The organism is Kitasatospora sp. NPDC090091, assembly GCF_044747365.1.
Taxonomy (GTDB): domain Bacteria; phylum Actinomycetota; class Actinomycetes; order Streptomycetales; family Streptomycetaceae; genus Kitasatospora.
Genome location: NZ_JBIVDY010000019.1, coordinates 1 through 16,363 on the forward strand (window position 1 = coordinate 1; position 16,363 = coordinate 16,363).

A 16,363-nucleotide genomic window follows, 5' to 3' on the forward strand; every position below is an offset into this window, starting at 1 on the left:
GACCCGGGTCGGTCATCGTCACCTGCAACGACATCACCGCTACCTGGGTGGCAGCGCACTGCCCCGAAGCCCATGGAGGCTGAACAAGCTCGGTGCCTCACCCACAAGTCTTGACTATTGCTCCGCGATCCAGGGCATTGACACGCGGCCCCACTCGATCCACAGGTATTGACACATACTCTGAACTTGTGGTTCATCCAGACCCTGGTTGGTCGACTGGTCTACCAGTCGACTGTTCCGTCCTTCCGGAGCATCGGTCGGTAGGCCGTTCCGCTCCAGTCACGGTCGTCGTAGTGCGCCATCGCCTGGGTGATGGCGTGGAGCCATGCGGCAAGGCTCGGCCAGCCGACGAAGTAGGCGGAGTCGTCGTGCGGAGCCCGGCCGAGGTGGTTGTGCCACAGGCCGGGACCAGCGTGAATGAAGTGTTCGTCACCGTCGCCGCCGGCGAACGACACCCACGGCATTCCCCACCACGGATCGTCCTGCTGGTCCGGATCGTCGGCATCCCAGATACTCATCCGCATGTCGCGGATCTCGACAATCCTCTCGGTGGAGTACATAGGGCCGCACGGGAGGACCCCGACGGACGAACCGTCGCCGTTGTGACAGAGCAACGACTCCCGTAGATCAGCGGGAATCGGGAATCCGAGCTGCTCCTCCGCTCTGCTGATGGCTTCGGGCGATGCGGGCGGCTGGAGCTCGGCCAGGCTTGCCGGCGCGTGCTCCGCCAGCCAGGCGTCAATGAAGGTCCAGGACTCGGTCACTGAAGCGATCACCGGGCTGATGCCGATGCGTGGAGGCTCGATCATGGGTCATAGCCTCGCAGGACGCTGTGACACAACCACCTACCCCGTGCGGCGGGGTTTGGTGCCGACCTTGTGGTGGGTCGGTCTGCGGTAGGACTCGCCGGTGGCCAGGAGCAGGCCCACGTCGTAGCGGGTCGCGGGGCGGCGGTTCTTCGAGCCGGGTGGGCGGCCGGGGCCGGGCCGGGAGGGTTTCGGCACTGTTGCCGGTGTTGAGGCTTTGGCACGCAGGTGTCGGAACCCACGGCGGACCCGGGCGGGAGTGAGCCTGTTCGGTTCGGTTGGCTTCTCCCAGGGGCGTCGTAGGTCGGTCGCCAGGGGCCGGGCGAGGCGTAGTTGGGTGTGGGCGGCGACCGTGATCCAGGTCCAGCGGTTCGCCGCCTCGGGGTCGCGGAGTTTCGGTGTGGTCAAGCCGAGCGTCTGCTTGATCATTCTGAAGAAGTGCTCGATGTCGAACCGTCGCAGGAAGGTCTGCCAGGCCAGGTCGGTCTCCGCCGGACCGGCTGTCGGTCGTGACCACCACAGCCACAAGGGCTTGGGGTCGCCGCCGCTGGGCAGGTAGTCGACCTGGAGGCGGGTGACGGTGCCCTCGATGACTGGGAGCTTGCCGGGTGGTCCCGCCAGGCGGCGCGCTGCTGGAGTTCGGGGTGGAGCCGGTCCCAGTTCTGGGCATGGGCGGTGCCGTGGCGGGTGGTCTCCACCTTCGTCCCCGCGTCCGGGGCGCCCCAGGTCCGGGAGTCCTTGAAGATGAACTCGCCGCCGTACTTGGGCGGCCGGCCCCCGGCCGGGTTGGCCAGCGCGAACTCCGCGCGGGTCGGTGCCGGGCCGCGCATCACCCGGTCCGAGCGCAGGCGTCCCGGGATCTCGACGGGCAGGTCGCGCAGGAGCCAGGACAGGCGCATCACGTCGTAGCCGGCATCGGTCACGATCCACACCGCGGGGTCGCCAGGCGCCACTGGCCTGCGGCGATCAGGCGCTCGACCAGGTCCCGCACCTGCGAGGCGGTGACCGCGGCGAGGTCGTCGCCCGGCCGCAGCCGGACGGCGTCCAGCGGCGCGACCCACGAGGTTCGGCCCGATTCCAGGGCGACGACCTTCACCGGTCCGTCAGTGCACAGCAGCGCGTCGGCCAGCTCGAACAGCGCATCGCGCCGTCCGGTCAGGCAGTCGTAGAAGTCCCCCCGGAAGCGTGAGAGTTCCGCGAACGGATCGCCTTGCACGCCCTGTTCCATCACAATCACCAAAACGGCGATCGCGTCAAGTCCTGTCCCCTTTGGTCGAGTTCAGGATCACGCGAAGGCCGCACTCGCGTCCCGTGAACACCCGGACGAGTGATCACAGAGTCCGCCTGTTCGAGCCCAGCAGGTGGCCAAGAGCCGACCTGAGCGAATCCGGTGGCGCCGACTGCCTTCAGAGGACAAGACTGCGTTGGTGAACACCCTGCCGCCGGTACCTGGGCCGTCGCCTCTGCCAGTACCGGACCCGCGCGCCCGCGACGCCGTACTCGACTATGCGGGCATGGACGCCCTGGTTGCCGACCTGGTTCTGCCCAGCGAGGCGTCCATGTACGTCATGAGCGCGTTGGAGACCTCTCGCGAGCTCATCCGGCATTCCTACTACCGGTACGAGTTCGCCACCGTCGCCGTCACGCATTCCCTGTTCGCCCTGGAGCATGTCCTCGCCGAGCGGCTGGCTGTCCACCAGCCGCTCCAGGACCTGATCGAGCGGGCCACCGGCGCGGAGCTCATCCCAGCCGAACTCGCCGCCGAACTCGACCGAACCCGAGTGCTGCGCGACAAGCTCGCGCACGGCGCCGCGACAAGTGCCGCCCTCAGTCCGACCAGGGCCATCGACATGGTGCGTGCCGTCTTCGATGCTGTTGGCCTGCTCCTTCGCCCACCGGCTGCGGCAGCAGCGACAGCCGCCGACATGAGCGGAGCAAAGCCTGAAAGCCGACTCGCCCGGCTGTGGGAGGAACACCGACGCGCGCTGTTCCCCACAGGCTTCCGCGGCGTGGACATCGAGGGCGTGGAGTTGATCCTCCTGGACGCCGACGTGGCCGGCCTCGTCCAGCGAGAGCTGGACGGCGGACTCGACAACAACGGCATTGCCACCCTCTGGGCATGCATCGCCGACCTCGACAGAGTCGTGCCCCTGATCAACGAGGAGTACTGCGCCTCCTATTTCACCAGACTTCGAACGGTGGCCAGGCTCACGGCGGCGCGGTACACCCCCATCGCGACCTGACCAACGGGGACGAGTGGACGCAGCTGCCCGGCGCTGCCGTGCGGTTGCCCACGCGGCGCCCAGCCCGGCCGGCCAACGCCACTGCATCTTCTTCCTGGCTCTGTGGCGGACGACTCTTCATGCGGTGGCCGCAGCAGATCAGTCGGACGCGGCGAGCAACTCTTCGATGGCGGCTCGGATGGCTTCGTCCTGGGTGAATCCCTGCCAGCCGCCGTTGCTACAAAGCCGCTGATCGCTGAACAGCACGCCGCGTAGGAGCTGGATGGTGGGCTGGTCGGTGTGACCGGTCCGGGCCAGGTATCGCACGGTGGGGAGCATGACCGGGAGATGGGTTCCCTTGGCCAGTCCCTGCAGGGCCGTCGTCAGGGCCGGGACGCTGGTCTCGGTATCGCCGGTTGTGGCCCAGAGAGCGTGCGCCGCCTCGATACGGGTCCAGGGCTCGGTGTCAGCTGTCAGCGCTCGGAGATGGTGCACGTAACGGCCGGCGTGCGGGCCGAGGTCAGCGATCATGCGCAGGGTAGGGAGCGGGATGCTGACGTCGGCGGCAACACTTCCGAGTGCTTCCAGGGCTGGCCCGGGCTCGCCACCGACCTTCCAGTAGGCCCATGCTGCGAGTTCTGCGTGCGCTTCGCCACTGCTGGATCGGGCCAACAGCAGACCTCGTGCCCCGTTCCCCGCTATTCCGATCCCTGCCAATGCCCTCGCTGCCGCTGTCCAGGTCCGGTCGTCCTCCAGAAGGCCGAGCAGTTGGGGAACCGCTGCCTTCGCGGCGGTTCCCCAGCCCGCCAGCACCTGGCAGAGCCGGTTGAGCACGTGGTGATCCGTGGCGGTATCGAGCTGTTCACGGACGGCAGGTAGGAGCAGGGCGGCGTGGTCTGGAAGGTGGTCAAGGACCTCGTGGAGCGCGGGGAGAACGGGATAGTGCCAGCCGGCAGTAGCGGGATAGCAGACGGACCCCGTAGCGAAGCCCGATCGTGGTTCGGCCATCACCTTGATCAAGGCCGGTATGCAGCGTGGATCGTTCATACGGGCCAACGCCCACAATGCAGCCTCGTTGACGGTCTCCCGCTTCCGGGTGGCCCGGGCGGCGGTGTCGCCGATCAGGGCGGCGACATCGTCGGCGTGGGCGGTGCCGACTGGGCCGAGGCAGGCCAGCAGCTCTGCTGCGCGGAACCGTACTTCGGGTGCGGGATCGTTCAGCCGAGCTCGGAGAGCGGGAAGGAGTTCGGTGCTCGTGGAGCGCCATTGCGCCAGCAAACCGCCTGTCTGGCCCAGGGCTCCGACCCGCTGGTCGACGTCGGGATGGTCCTGCAGGAGCCCGCGGGTGAAGGCGGGGGACGGCTCAGTGAACAACTTCGCGGTCCAGTGGTGGACACCCGTGACACCGGTGTCGACCGAACTGGTGTGGCGCCACAACTCGACGCTCGGGTCGCGAACTGTTTGCAGCAGAAGATCGATTCGTCGTACGGGAAGGTTCGGGTCGGCCGGGGCGAGCGCGTGCACTGCGGCCAGGCGGATCTGCACTTCCGGGGCGTCGAGCAACTCGCGGAGCAGCTCCAGGACCTCGGCACCCTGCGGGCCGGCGGGTTCGCGTCCGGCCGCCCGGCCGAGCGCGAGGACCAGGTCGAGGCGGGTTGCCGGATCAGCCTCCGCCTGCCAGCACCGCACCAGCGCAGACAGTACGACTTCACCGTGGCTGTCGCAGACTCCGAGGATGTGGGCCGCGTCTCGTCGGACCTCCGGGGCGGGGTCGGTGAGAAGGACGAGTACCTCCGGCAGAACCCGTTCCCAGGCCGGCCGCCAGTCGAGGTCGAGGAACCCCTCGGCAACCTGCCCCGCCTCCTCCGCCAGGCTCGACACCAGTTCCAGCGCCACGCGGCGGCTTGAGAGCAGGACGTTCGGATTCGCGGCCAGCCGCACGAGAAACGGCAGCGTGGCCGAAGCAGCTGAGCAGATCCAGCCGCCTTGGTGGAACAGATGGTTGAGGAGCTCGGACACGGCGCGGGCAGCGTCTTCCGGATCCTGCCCGGCGCACCGACGCAACAGGGCGGGCACGTCTTCGGCGGACCCGTAGTTGTGAGTCAGCGTAGCCCAGTCAACTGCTTCCAACCCCTCCCACATGCCTGTGACCCTATCTCTGGGCCCCACGCGCAGGCGACGACTGCTGCTTCGGGCAGCCTCGACACGCACGTGTCAGCCCCCGCTCGACGTATGGAGTTGTGGTCTCCAGCGGCGAGAACCACCGGAGCTGGCTGTCAGCGGCCCGCGGTTGACTGACACCATGGATGACACCACCGACCACCTGCACCGCGTCGACGTCCTGCTGACCCGCCCGGTCCCGGACATCGCCCGGCTGTCGGCCGACGGCGACCTCACCGCCGCTCACCGCCGCCTCGTTGAGGCGCTGCGCCCGCGTTGGGGGTCGTCGCGCAACCTCGCCACCGGCGGCTTCGTCGACCCGACCATCGAGGAGGACAGCGGGCTGCCGCTGGTCGCCCCGTTCGCCGGGCGCCTGGTCGAGCTGTGCGGGTGGGCGGTGGGCGAGCGCTGGATCGGCTGCGGGATCGTCCGGGACATCAACGGCGGTGCGCCGCACCTGGTCGCGGTGACGGCCCACCGGGCCGACCCGGCGACGGCCTGTTTGCTCTCCGAGGACGGGAACGAGGCTGCCGGTCTGCCGGGTGACCGCTGGGTGCGGCGGCTCGCCGTCGCGACGGGCCGGCCGCAGTCTCGGCAGTGGCCGGTCGACTGGTCGTCGGCCGAGGCCAGGCTCGGCACCGCCCTGCCCGCCGACTACCGGCACCTGGCGGAACACTTCGGCCCCGGTACGTTCGCCGGCTTCCTCGACCTGTCCCTGCCCGGCCCCCCGCCCGGCCGCGACGTCCCCTTCCCGCCCTTCCTGTGCCTCGTCGAGCACGCCCGCCGCCTTGCCGAACTCGCCGCCGCCGACCCCGGTATCGCCGACCTCTACCACCCTCACTGGCTCCACCCCGCCCCGGGCGGGCTCCTCCAGTGGGCCGACTCCGTAAAGGCCGACCAGTTCTACTGGCTGACGGAGGACCCGGACCCGAACCGGTGGCCGGTCATCGCCCGCAACGAGGACGGCGACCTCCAGGCGCGGTTCGACGGTTCCACCGCCGAGTTCGTCCACCGGCTTCTCACCGACCACCGGCACCCCTTCTCCATCGCCGAGCTCATCGACCGCCCCGACTTCGAACCGCACGAGCTCCACGAACCCGACGACCCCTTCGACGACCGCCGACTGCCGTAGTAGGGCACGCAGATCTTGAGGTGTTGGGGCCCGAGATCGGTCGCGCGGGAAGAACGGGCGGCCGACGACCGTCTCCGTTGGCGGACCCGTATACCCCGCCACGACAGCAGCGGCCGGTGACAGGCGGCAGTGGTGCGATCCGGGCGCGGCAAAGGCGAGCCGCCGCCCCGCGGTAGAGACGGCGGCCGAACCGGCAAGGTGTGCGGCTGTCTGCGCCGCCTCTGTTCCGTGGTCGCCTGTCGGCGGGGTTGTCGCAGGTGGCGGGCATAATCGCCGACATTGCGAACACCGCACCAGTCGGAGGCCCACTTGTCCTCGCTGTACGACTTCGAGACCTGGGAGCCGCTGCTGCGGCTCCTGCGGACCGCGCACGCGCAGGCACTTGCCGTGCCGGGCGGCCAGGTGTCGGGAAGCATCGGCCGAGGCTCGTACAGCGTGCCCGTGAAGTGGCGGTACCCGCCGCCCGGTCGGGTCATGCTGTTGTCGGACAACCAAGAGGAGCACGACGCGATCGAACGGGTGCGGGACACGCTCGCCGGGGCCGGAGTGACCGACATCGCCTTCACCGTGGAGATCCCTCCGAACGGAGCGACAGTTCTCCGGCTGTTCGATCGCAGCCCGGCGATCGTTCCCGGCATCGGCAGCAGTGTGGGCGCGCTGACCCTGGTCGAGGACGCCGTCCCCGAGCCGTGGCGTCGCCTGCCCGAGCCCGCAACCGGGGCCCGGCCGGCCCCGTCCGTGGACGCGGCACTGCTGGAACGGACACTCCGCGAGCGGATACCCGACGCGATCGGCGCCACCGAGGAGGAGATCGCCGCCGCCGAGGAGAGGCTTGGCCTTTCGCTTCCCGAGGAGGTCAAGGCGCTCTACCGGGTGACGCGCGCACGGTGGGAGGACTGGCAGGACGACTACGAGGCAGAGGAGCGTGTCTTGGGCGCGGTCGGCTTCGAGCTGTGCTCTCTGGAAGACATCGCCGTCGCCGACCTGTCCTACCGTTCGTACTTCCACTGGGAACATGCGGCAACAGGGGCCGTCCTCACGGGACCTGACGACGCCGTACAGGACTTGGTCGGCTCTCCGGGGTGGATCGTTCTCGGCGGCACCGGCGGAGGGGACATGGTCGCCGTCGACCTGACACCCGGCCCCCGCGGCCACCTCGGCCAGGTGATCGTGCTCGACCACGAGCAGAGCATCGGCGCTTCGCTGTGGGCCGAATCGCTCACCGACCTGGTCCTTGGCCCAGAACGGAACTGGTACACCGGACACCGGTGGGACAAGCGGCCGGTCACGGCCATCGTCCACGACGAGAGCATAGGGAGCATCGAGGCCGCTACCCATCCCGCGCTGGAAGTCCTGATGATCGGAGCTTGGAGTGGCGCGCCCCTGAGCCTCGCCCCCGTCGTTGGGCTGCCCCGCCTGCGCACGCTCTGCGCATACCCCGGCACGCTTGCCGACCCGCTGGAGATCGCCGCGCTGACCGGACTGGAGTTCCTCGAACTCGCGCCCGGGGATTGGCGAGTCCTGCTCGACGCCGGAGCAGTCCCGCGCAGCCTTTCGGCTGCCTCCATCCAGACGTTCGGGAGAGAGGACCCGCGGCCCATCATGGCCCTGGCCGACGAGATCCTCGCCCTCTGGGACCGCCCCCTGATCACCGAGACCGTTGTCAACGGTGACCTCGGCCCCTCGTCATAGCCCCACCTGGCCAGCGAAAGCGCCGCTGGCCCCTCACGGCCGTGCGAGGGACCGATGGCGTTTCTGCACAGCAGACAGCCGGTCAGTCGACCGGCCACATCAAGGCCGCTTCCGCAGTGCTGCGGAAGCGGCCTTCAGAGGTCGTGCGGAGGGCGACCGCGGGCAGTTGGCTGGGTGGCGCGAAAGCCTCAGACCGCTGTGGCGAGTGCCCGGGCGGGCTGTGTCTGCTCGTAGGCGTGGCCGACTCGCAGGAGCGTGGGCTCGCCGAGGGGCCGGCCGAGCAGCTGCATGCCGATGGGCATGCCCGCCGCGTCGTGGCCGACCGGAACGGTCAGGGCGGGCACGCCGGTGATGTTGGCGGGGGCGCAGAGGCGTACGTAGGCGTCGGAGACGCTCTCGGCCGTGCCGTCGGGCCAGGTGACCGTCTCCTCGGCGGCCCCGACCGCGGGCATCGGGACGCTCGGGGCGGCGATCACGTCGACCTCCGCCTGCATCCGTGCCCACTCGGCGCGCATGAGCGCGCGGGAGCGCTGAGCGCGCACGTAGTCCCCGGCGCTCATCAACTCGGCTGCCTCCAGCAGGATGCGGACGTCCTCCTGGTACAGCTCGGGGACCGTTCGCAGGCTGCCCTCGTGGTAGGCGCCGGCCTCCGGCACCATCAGGCCCCACTGGGTGGCCTGGATGTAGCGGGTCATCGGGATGTCGACTTCGACGAGCTTTGCGCCCAGGGCTTCCAACTGCCCGATGGCGTGCCGGACCGCAGTCTCCACCTGCGGGTGGACGTTGTCGAAGTAGTAGGTGCGCGGCACGCCGATGCGCAGCCCGGTCAGGTCCGTGCCGGCACCCGGCCGGTAGTCCGCGGCGGGCACGGCCAGCGAGGCGGGGTCGCGCGGATCGTGTCCGGCCAGCGCGGTCAGGACCAGGGCCGCGTCCTCGACGGTGCGGGTGATCGGGCCGACGTGGTCCAGCGACCAGGACAGGGAGGTGACGCCGTGACGGGGGACGAGGCCGTAGGTCGGCTTGAGGCCGACGACCCCGTTGAGCGCGGCGGGCACCCGGATCGACCCGCCGGTGTCGGTGCCCAGGGCGAAGGTCGCGGTGCCCGACGCGACGGCGACCGCTGAGCCGCCGCTCGAGCCGCCGGCGACCCGGCCGCGGTCCCAGGCGTTGCGGGTCTGCGGGGTGGTCAGGCCGAACGCGAATTCGTGGGTGTGGGTCTTGCCGAGCAGGACCGCACCGGCTTCGCGCAGTCGCGCGGCGACCGTGCTGTCCGCCGTCGCGCGGTGGTCGGCACGTACCCGGGAGCTGGCGGTGGTGGCCATCCCGCTGACGTCGATCAGGTCCTTGAGCGCCATCGGGATGCCGTGCAGCGGTCCCCGGTAACAGCCTTGCGCCGCCTCGCGTTCGGCTTCGGCCGCCGCCCGGCGGGCCTGCTCGGAGACGACCGTGACGTAGGCGCCGAGGTGCGGTTCCGCCGTCTCGATGCGGTCGAGGACGGAGTCGACCAGTTCGACGGGGGACAGTCGCCGGGCGCGGATCGCGTCCGCGGCGGCGGCGAGGGAGAGCTCATACGGCTGCATCGTGGTTCTCCTCTGCGGCGCGGTAGGCGGCGGCGGGCGGCACGTCCGCGAAGTCCAGCTCGCGCAGGACCGCGACGACGCTGTGGATGTGATTGGCGACCGCGGCGACCGCGGCGTGGCGCTCGGCGGGCAGCGCGAGGCCGGCGCGGGCGGCCCAGCGGGCGGCCTCCGGTGGGGTGAGTTCGACGGCGGACATGGCTGTTCTCCCTCTCGGTGGAGGTCGGAGTGGTGGGGTGACCGACGCCCGGAAGGCCGGGGACTCGTTCGGCGCCGGCAAAGGCGGCGGCGGCAGCACGGCGGTCCGGGCGGTCCCGCCGCGCGGGAACGCCGGGTGGGAACGCCGGGTGGGAACGCCGGGTGGGAACGCCGGGCGGGGCCGGTCGCGCGGTCAGGCCGCGCGGTCAGGCCGCGGTGGTCCGGATCTCGCTGCCGTGCTCGGTGAGCAGTCGGTAGCGGCCGTTCTCCCGGCGGACGGTGCCGGCCGTGGGCGCCGGGAAGTGGGTGCCCAGGAGCAGTGCTTCGGTGTCCGCCAGGGTGTCGAGCAGCCGGGCGCGGGTGCGGACGGCCTGGGCGGGGTCGATGTCGACGCAGCTGTGCACGTGGGGGTGGGACAGCTGGACCGGGTGGTGGATGCTGTCGCCGGTGATCAGCGCGCGGCGGTCGCTGCCGCGCAGCTCCACGGCGACCTGCCCCGGGGTGTGGCCGGGGGCAGGGATCAGGAAGACGCCCGGCGCCACCTCGTGCCCCTGCTCGGGCACGTCCACGAGGTCGTACTGTCCGGCGTCGTGGACGGGGGTGACGGAGTCGCGGAACATCTGGCGGCGGGCCTCGTCGAGGTCGGTGGCGGCCCAGTGGTTCCATTCGGTGCGGCTGGTGAGGTAGCGGGCGCCCGGGAAGGTGGGGACCCAGTCCTCGCCGACGAGGCGGGTGTTCCAACCGACGTGGTCGGTGTGCAGGTGGGTGGTGATGACCAGGTCCACGGACTCGGGCGGGAAGCCGGCCGTCGCCAGGCGCTCCAGGAAGTCGGTGTCGAGACCATTCCAGGCAGGGTTGGCGCGTGGCTTGGCGTTGCCGATGCCGGTGTCCACGACGATCCGCAGCCCGCCGGCCTCCACCGCGAAGCTGTGGCTCGCCAGGCGGGGGACGTCGGCGTCGGCGAAGTCGGGGCGCAGCCAGGACGCCTCGTCCAGTACCTCCTTGGTGGCGTCCGGCAGCAGCCAGGGTCCGGTCCCGCGCGGCAGTTCGATCTCGTCGACGCGCCGTACGGTGATGTCGCCGAGGCTCCATCCCGTGCTGGTGAAGGGGGCGGCCGGACGGGGTGCGGCGGTGCTCATCGGTGGTCCTTACGTTGTCGGTCGGACGGCGTCCAGGACGGAGGCGTGGAGGCGGGAGGCGTGGAGGCGGAAGGCGTTGCGGCGGCCCAGCACGGGCAGGCCGCGGGGAGGGGACGGCGGGGCCACGACGCTGAGCATGGAGCACCTCTCGCGCCTGAAGCACCTAAAGGCAAACGCTTTGCGTTAGGGAGAGTACGTCCCACGTCATCCAGAACGCAAATTCTTAGCCTTTAGGCGCAGCGGGAGCGGAGCCCGGGCCGATCGCCGCCGCCACGAGGCGGCCGGTGTAGGCCGCGGACAGGTCCGAGGGGCGGAACAGGATGCGGTACATCAGGGGGGCGACGAGGACGTCCAGCAGGGTCTCCACATCGGGCACGGCCTCCCCGCGCCCGGCCGCGCGCACGCCGATGGCCTTCAACTGCTCGACGGCGTAGTCGGAGCAGCGAACCGCATTGCCCTGCTCAGGGTCGCCCAGCAGGGTGTCGCGGACGTACGTGCGGCCCGCCGTAGAGGACATCTCCTCGGCAAACTGCACCGCCCACGCCTCCAGGTCCGCCCGCAGGCTGCCGTGGTCGGCCGGCGGGGCGTCCGGGCGCAACCGCTCGACGGCCACGTCGGACAGCAGTTCCCGCAGGTCCCCCCATCGCCGGTAAACGGTGGACGGCGTCACTCCCGCACGGGCGGCGATCAGCGGCACGGTGAGCGCATCCCGCCCCAGCTCCGCCTCCAGATCACGGACGGCCTGGTGCACGGACTGCTGGACGCGGGCGCTGCGCCCGCCGGGGCGTGTGGTCGCTCGGGCACTCATGCACACAAGCCTAATGCGAAGAAGTCGCGTCTGGGCCGGCCGACCCCCGGAGCCCCGCCCGGCATCCAGACGCCCGGGCCCCGTCCGCACGGGGCCGACAGGGCCCGGGCCGACAGCGCTGCACACCCGGCCCGGGCCAGGCCGCCGAGGACCGCACGGGTAAGGCCGCCGACCGCCTCCCCCGGCGCATCGGCGATGTCGCATCCCGTCGAGTTCTTCACCTCTCCCAAATTAGCGTGCTTGACGCACGCTTTTCCTGCTACAGTCAGAAGCGTGCTCGAAGCACGCATCTATGGTCGATCCAGTGCGGGCCACTCCCGCACCCAACCGAAGGAATCCCCCATGAACCGCACCGACGCCCGCGCCGCCCTCACCGACCTGCTCCTCACCCCGGGCCTCGACCTCGACGAGGCCGCCGACCGGCACTTCGCCCCCGACTACCGCCAGCGCACCGACGGCGACTGGGCCGACCGCACCGAGTTCCTCGCCCACATCGCCCACCTGCGCACGGTCGTCGCCGGCGGCTCGGTCGAGGTGCACGACGAGCTCTCGTCCGGTGACCGCTACGCCGACCGCCACACGATGGAGGTCATCAAGACCGACGGCTCCACCGTCCGCATGGAGGTCTACCTCTTCGCCGAGTTCGCCCCCGACGGCCGCTTCCGCCGCATCGAGGAGACCACCCTCATGCTCGCCGGCGCCGAGCACGACCGGAACCTCGGCAGCGCCCGCTGAGCCACATTGCCCACCTGACGCCACGAGGCGCGCCGCTGTCCCCGCGCATCGGCGCGCCGGCGTCGTGGCGCATCGTCCCACGAGTGAGAGGAAGTGGTTGTCATGCTCGACGTGCTGATCGCCGGGGCCGGCCCGGTGGGGCTCTGGCTTGCCGCGGAGTTGCGGCTGCACGGGGTGGAGGTGGCCGTCGTGGAACGCCGGGCGGCGCCGGACGGACGGTCGCGTGCGGTCGGCATGCAGGCCGGCACGCTGGACACCTTCGCCACCCGGGGCCTCGCGCAGCGGTTCATCGAACGCGGTACCCCGGTGCCGACCGGCCACTTCGGCGCGGCGACCACCCGGCTGGACTTCTCCACGGTCGGGGCGGTGCACCCCTTCATGCTGGCGCTCGGTCAGTCCGTCACCGAGCAGCTCCTGGAGGAGCACGCGGTCGCCGTGGGCGCCCGAGTGGCGCGGGGGGAAGAGGTGGTCTCGCTCACCCAGGAGCCGGACGCCGTCGAGGTGGTGCTCCGGGCCGGCGGCACCCACCGGACCGTGCGGGCCCGCTGGGTGGTCGGCTGTGACGGCACCCGCAGCGCGGTGCGCCAGGCGGCCGGCATCGGCTTCCCCGGTCAGGACACCACCCTGACCGGGTGGCTCGCCGACGTCGAACTCGACGACCCACCCGCCGCGCCGCTCGCCGCCACCGGGCCGGCCGGTTCGTTCCTGGCAGCCCCGATCGGCGACGGCGTCCACCGGCTGGCGGGCCTGTCCACGGCCACCATGCACCACGGCACCGGCGAACCGCTGACCCTGGAAGAGGTGCGCGAGCAGACCCGCGCGCTGCTCGGCCGGGATCTCGGCATCCGCAACCCCCGGTGGCTTTCGCGCTACGGCAACGCCACCCGCCAGGCCGCGCGGTACCGGGCCGGACGCGTGCTGGTGGCCGGGGACGCGGCGCACATGTTCTTCCCGGCCGGTGGGCAGGGCATGAACCTCGGCATCCAGGACGCGACCAACCTGGGCTGGAAGCTGGCCGCGACCCTCCAGGGCCGGGCGCCCGACGGGCTGCTCGACAGCTACGACACGGAGCGCCGGCCGGCCGCCCGCGCCGTCATCGACAACACCCGTGCGCAGCTCGCCCTGTTCGCGGCGGCGAGCCCGGAGCAGATCGCGCTGCGCGAGGTCTGGTCCGCCGCGCTCGCCGAACCGCAGACCAACCGCCGGTGGGCCCGCCGGATCGCCGGCTTCGACGACCCGCTCCCCGCCGGCACCAAGCCCCGCACGCACCCGCTGATCGGCACCCGGCTGGCCGGCCTCACCCTCGACTCAGCCGGCGAACCCACCGCCCACGCGTTGATGCACCACGGCCGACCACTCCTGCTGGACCTCGGCGGGACCCGGACACCGCGCCCGACGGACGGCGTGGAGCAGCAGGCAGGAACCGTCAACACCAGGACGGCGCACCCGATCTGGTTGGACGTCACCGCCGCCCTCATCCGGCCGGACGCCCGGATCGCCTGGGCCAGCACCGACACCGACCCGCAGCGCCGGGCTGCGGACTGCCTCACCGCCCTGCGCACTCTGTGCCGCTGAGTGCCCAGGGATGAACACCACCCCGGGATGAACACCACCCCGGGGTGATCCGCTGCGCCACTGCCCAGGACGCGACCCCAGAAAGCCGGAGGGCTGCCGGTGACAGAGAGGTGATTGGTCAGTCGCTGATTGCGAGATGCAGGATGGTGGCCCAACTGTCGCTGACCAACAGCAGGTTGCGCCACCATACGTAGCACAGGTGCGGGTCTCCGACATCGCCGCAGCTTCGGACGGGACCCAGGTGCGCCTCGATGAGGTCGGCCACGCCATCGGCGAGTTCGCCGGCCCGCCGGATCTCGTCGGGCGTGCGCAGGTTGGCTGCCGGCCACTTGGCGGCGGGCTGCATGGACCCCTCGGTCACCTGTCGACGGAGAATGTCCCGCCAGGCCCGGGGTGATGGGAACGGACGTATCGGCCCTCCTACCTGGTACCCGCTGCCCCAGCCACCGGCGTCGAAGACGGCCTGAGCGAGACCCTGCATCCGGTCATGATCGGGTGTCGTCCCGGTCACGGGGACCACGTGAAGCAGTTCGATGAACGGCTCGTGGTTGCAGTCCTGGAGCAGGTCCAGAAGGGGTTCCGCTGCGGCTTCCACTGCGTCCGGCGCAGCAAGCGGGTTCAGCATGGATGTCCGGGTCCTCTCGTCCGCTTCTGCGGTTCGGCCCCATTGTGCTGGCTGAGCGCGCGTTCGTGCAGCGGAGTTTCCGCGGCCTCAAAGGTATGGGAGAGCTGATCGGCAGAGCCGGCCCACGCCCGGCGGCGCCGGGCCGATATCCCATGGCGGCGGTACGCTCCGCCGGGGCATCACCCGGTGGCCCTCGGAGTGGTGGGAAGACCTCGGGGAAGTCGCGCGGGACCGGATCGGCGGGGAGCCGGAGCCGCCGTGGTTCACCGAACCGTGGACCCGGTTCGGGATCGAGGTCCAACGCCCCGACCCGGGCCCGCCCCCGCTCGATCTGACCGGCCTCGCCGACGGGGAGCTGCTCGATCTTCTGGCCACACCCGACCTGGAGGCACCCGGCAGGGTCGACGCTCTGCGCGAATTGGCCCGCCGGGATCCGGTAGAAGGGCTGCTCCCACTCGCACCCTCGCTCGGCACCCCGGACGGCCGCCGGCCACTTCCCCGGCTCAGCTGCGCCGTCGACCACCTCGGCGCCCTGGCCATACCGGCCGCCCGCCGCTGGGTGTGCGACGACCGGCCATGGCTTGCCCGGCTCGGCGCGAACGTCCTCGCCGATCACCTCGGCCCCGAGGTGATACCGGCGCTCGTGTCCGAACTCGCCGACCAGCGCGCGGCCCGCGCCTGGTGCGGCCCCGACACCACGGCACGACGGCTGGCCCGCTTCGGACCAGCCGCCACCGCCGCAGTGCCTGACCTGCGCTGGTTCTGGCTGCGCACCCCGCACTCCTACGAGCGGGCCGCCTACCTGAAGGCCCTGGCCGCCATCGGCACACGCGGCCTGGACCAGGCCCACGCCGAGTCCCTCTGGGACTGTGAGGAGCAGGCCCGGCTGCTGGGCATCACCCACGCACCGGACCACCCCGAAACCCTGGACCGGATCGCGGCGCTACGCGACGACCCGATGGAGGAACCGGAGGTACGGGCCGCCGCCGAGGCACGACTGGCTCCACGCACTCATCACCGGGACTGACAACGATCTCAGTGGTTGTTGTCTTTCCGGGCTTGATGGCTGTGTTTCAGCTGGTCAGGCATAGGGTCGGCGGTCCCGTGGCAGTGGTGTCGCGTTGTGTCGTCGCTCTGGTGGAGGTCGGGGATGCCGTCGGTCGGGGGGCTGCTGGAACAGCGGGAGCTCACTGCTCGCCGTCGCGTGGACGAACTGCGTGAGGAAGTCGACCATCCAGGCGGAGCTGGCCGTGGGCGAGGCGGAGTGGAACGAGTGGGTCATCGCCTGCTCACGCGTAGGCGAGGTGCTGGCCCCGGACGGCGCCCGTCGTCGACCTCGATGCCTCCGAGGGTCTGCCGGCTCCCGGTGGACAACCAGGGCGGCCTGAACCGACGGCCGCGGCGAAGCCGAAGTCCGTGGTGCCCGTGTGGCATGCGGGACTGGCCTGGTCGGCGCTGTCGGTGGACTACCAGCGCGTCCTTGCGGACCGGAGCCGGCTCGGGCAAGGGCCGCTGACGTGCCAGGAGATGACCGCTGTTTCGGCCGGAACCCGGTGCCGGGGAAGGTCGAAGCACCAAATGGAGAACCACGCGATCACGTACGACACCGGCCTGCGGTTCAGCCTCACGGGAGAGCTCTTCTGCGGCGTGCCGCCGCACCCAAGGCGGTGTGGCACCGCTGGTAGACGGCACCA

Annotated in this window: 14 protein-coding genes and 2 pseudogenes; 7 read left to right on the forward strand and 9 right to left on the reverse strand. The window is 71.0% G+C overall.

Annotated elements, in window-relative coordinates:
• Nucleotides 1-221: 221 nt before the first annotated feature.
• Nucleotides 222-809 carry an SMI1/KNR4 family protein gene (locus ACIPSC_RS28765; RefSeq protein WP_400829342.1) on the reverse strand — a complete coding sequence of 196 codons (588 nt, stop codon included), beginning with the start codon at nt 807-809 and terminating at the stop codon, nt 222-224.
• Nucleotides 810-845: 36 nt separating this feature from the next.
• Nucleotides 846-2,034: pseudogene (locus tag ACIPSC_RS28770) on the reverse strand (transposase).
• A 199-nt stretch (nt 2,035-2,233) separates the two neighbouring features.
• Between ACIPSC_RS28770 and ACIPSC_RS28775 the strand changes: the two are divergent.
• Nucleotides 2,234-3,049, forward strand: a complete 816-nt coding sequence (locus ACIPSC_RS28775) for a hypothetical protein (protein ID WP_400829344.1) — start codon at nt 2,234-2,236, stop codon at nt 3,047-3,049.
• A gap of 138 nt (nt 3,050-3,187) precedes the next feature.
• Here the strand turns inward: ACIPSC_RS28775 and ACIPSC_RS28780 are convergent, their stop codons facing one another.
• Nucleotides 3,188-5,170 (reverse strand): HEAT repeat domain-containing protein, encoded by a 1,983-nt coding sequence (locus tag ACIPSC_RS28780; RefSeq protein WP_400829346.1) that lies wholly within the window; start codon nt 5,168-5,170, stop codon nt 3,188-3,190.
• A 160-nt stretch (nt 5,171-5,330) separates the two neighbouring features.
• On the opposite strand from ACIPSC_RS28780, the gene ACIPSC_RS28785 reads away from it, so the two are divergent.
• Both ACIPSC_RS28785 and ACIPSC_RS28790 read left to right on the forward strand, forming a co-directional pair.
• Nucleotides 5,331-6,320, forward strand: a complete 990-nt coding sequence (locus ACIPSC_RS28785) for a hypothetical protein (RefSeq protein ID WP_400829348.1) — start codon at nt 5,331-5,333, stop codon at nt 6,318-6,320.
• A gap of 309 nt (nt 6,321-6,629) precedes the next feature.
• Nucleotides 6,630-8,012 (forward strand): SMI1/KNR4 family protein, encoded by a 1,383-nt coding sequence (locus ACIPSC_RS28790; protein WP_400829350.1) that lies wholly within the window; start codon nt 6,630-6,632, stop codon nt 8,010-8,012.
• A gap of 188 nt (nt 8,013-8,200) precedes the next feature.
• Here ACIPSC_RS28790 and ACIPSC_RS28795 read toward each other — a convergent pair whose 3' ends face one another.
• From ACIPSC_RS28795 to ACIPSC_RS28815, 5 genes are all read right to left on the reverse strand, one after another.
• The gene (locus tag ACIPSC_RS28795; protein ID WP_400829352.1) at nt 8,201-9,592 is read right to left on the reverse strand and encodes an amidase; all 1,392 of its coding nucleotides are present in this window, start codon (nt 9,590-9,592) and stop codon (nt 8,201-8,203) included.
• Nucleotides 9,579-9,788 (reverse strand): hypothetical protein, encoded by a 210-nt coding sequence (locus tag ACIPSC_RS28800; RefSeq protein ID WP_400829354.1) that lies wholly within the window; start codon nt 9,786-9,788, stop codon nt 9,579-9,581. Before ACIPSC_RS28800 ends, ACIPSC_RS28795 begins: the two co-directional genes overlap by 14 nt.
• Nucleotides 9,789-9,993: 205 nt before the next feature.
• The gene (locus ACIPSC_RS28805; protein ID WP_400829356.1) at nt 9,994-10,926 is read right to left on the reverse strand and encodes an MBL fold metallo-hydrolase; all 933 of its coding nucleotides are present in this window, start codon (nt 10,924-10,926) and stop codon (nt 9,994-9,996) included.
• A 9-nt stretch (nt 10,927-10,935) separates the two neighbouring features.
• The gene (locus ACIPSC_RS28810; RefSeq protein WP_400829357.1) at nt 10,936-11,064 is read right to left on the reverse strand and encodes a hypothetical protein; all 129 of its coding nucleotides are present in this window, start codon (nt 11,062-11,064) and stop codon (nt 10,936-10,938) included.
• A gap of 85 nt (nt 11,065-11,149) precedes the next feature.
• Nucleotides 11,150-11,734 carry a TetR/AcrR family transcriptional regulator gene (locus tag ACIPSC_RS28815; RefSeq protein WP_400829359.1) on the reverse strand — a complete coding sequence of 195 codons (585 nt, stop codon included), beginning with the start codon at nt 11,732-11,734 and terminating at the stop codon, nt 11,150-11,152.
• A 342-nt stretch (nt 11,735-12,076) separates the two neighbouring features.
• Here ACIPSC_RS28815 and ACIPSC_RS28820 point away from each other — a divergent pair, with 342 nt between their 5' ends.
• Entirely contained in the window at nt 12,077-12,469 is a 393-nt protein-coding gene (locus ACIPSC_RS28820; protein ID WP_400829361.1) for a nuclear transport factor 2 family protein, read from the forward strand.
• 102 nt (nt 12,470-12,571) lie between these two features.
• Nucleotides 12,572-14,044 carry an FAD-dependent monooxygenase gene (locus ACIPSC_RS28825; RefSeq protein WP_400829363.1) on the forward strand — a complete coding sequence of 491 codons (1,473 nt, stop codon included), beginning with the start codon at nt 12,572-12,574 and terminating at the stop codon, nt 14,042-14,044.
• Between the two features lie 118 nt (nt 14,045-14,162).
• Here ACIPSC_RS28825 and ACIPSC_RS28830 read toward each other — a convergent pair whose 3' ends face one another.
• Nucleotides 14,163-14,669 carry a hypothetical protein gene (locus tag ACIPSC_RS28830; protein WP_400829365.1) on the reverse strand — a complete coding sequence of 169 codons (507 nt, stop codon included), beginning with the start codon at nt 14,667-14,669 and terminating at the stop codon, nt 14,163-14,165.
• Nucleotides 14,670-15,087: 418 nt separating this feature from the next.
• Between ACIPSC_RS28830 and ACIPSC_RS28835 the strand changes: the two genes are divergently transcribed.
• Nucleotides 15,088-15,696 (forward strand): hypothetical protein, encoded by a 609-nt coding sequence (locus ACIPSC_RS28835; RefSeq protein WP_400829367.1) that lies wholly within the window; start codon nt 15,088-15,090, stop codon nt 15,694-15,696.
• Between the two features lie 123 nt (nt 15,697-15,819).
• Nucleotides 15,820-16,354, forward strand: a pseudogene (locus ACIPSC_RS28840) (hypothetical protein).
• The last annotated feature ends 9 nt before the right edge of the window (nt 16,355-16,363 follow it).

Coding starts and splice junctions, on each gene's coding strand:
- ACIPSC_RS28810 (WP_400829357.1), bottom strand. CDS start 11,064: ATGCTCAGCGTCGTGGCCCCGCCGTCCCCTCCCCGCGGCCTGCCCGTG.
- ACIPSC_RS28830 (WP_400829365.1), bottom strand. CDS start 14,669: ATGCTGAACCCGCTTGCTGCGCCGGACGCAGTGGAAGCCGCAGCGGAA.
- ACIPSC_RS28765 (WP_400829342.1), bottom strand. CDS start 809: ATGATCGAGCCTCCACGCATCGGCATCAGCCCGGTGATCGCTTCAGTG.
- ACIPSC_RS28825 (WP_400829363.1), top strand. CDS start 12,572: ATGCTCGACGTGCTGATCGCCGGGGCCGGCCCGGTGGGGCTCTGGCTT.
- ACIPSC_RS28780 (WP_400829346.1), bottom strand. CDS start 5,170: ATGTGGGAGGGGTTGGAAGCAGTTGACTGGGCTACGCTGACTCACAAC.
- ACIPSC_RS28820 (WP_400829361.1), top strand. CDS start 12,077: ATGAACCGCACCGACGCCCGCGCCGCCCTCACCGACCTGCTCCTCACC.
- ACIPSC_RS28805 (WP_400829356.1), bottom strand. CDS start 10,926: ATGAGCACCGCCGCACCCCGTCCGGCCGCCCCCTTCACCAGCACGGGA.
- ACIPSC_RS28795 (WP_400829352.1), bottom strand. CDS start 9,592: ATGCAGCCGTATGAGCTCTCCCTCGCCGCCGCCGCGGACGCGATCCGC.
- ACIPSC_RS28800 (WP_400829354.1), bottom strand. CDS start 9,788: ATGTCCGCCGTCGAACTCACCCCACCGGAGGCCGCCCGCTGGGCCGCC.
- ACIPSC_RS28815 (WP_400829359.1), bottom strand. CDS start 11,734: ATGAGTGCCCGAGCGACCACACGCCCCGGCGGGCGCAGCGCCCGCGTC.
- ACIPSC_RS28785 (WP_400829348.1), top strand. CDS start 5,331: ATGGATGACACCACCGACCACCTGCACCGCGTCGACGTCCTGCTGACC.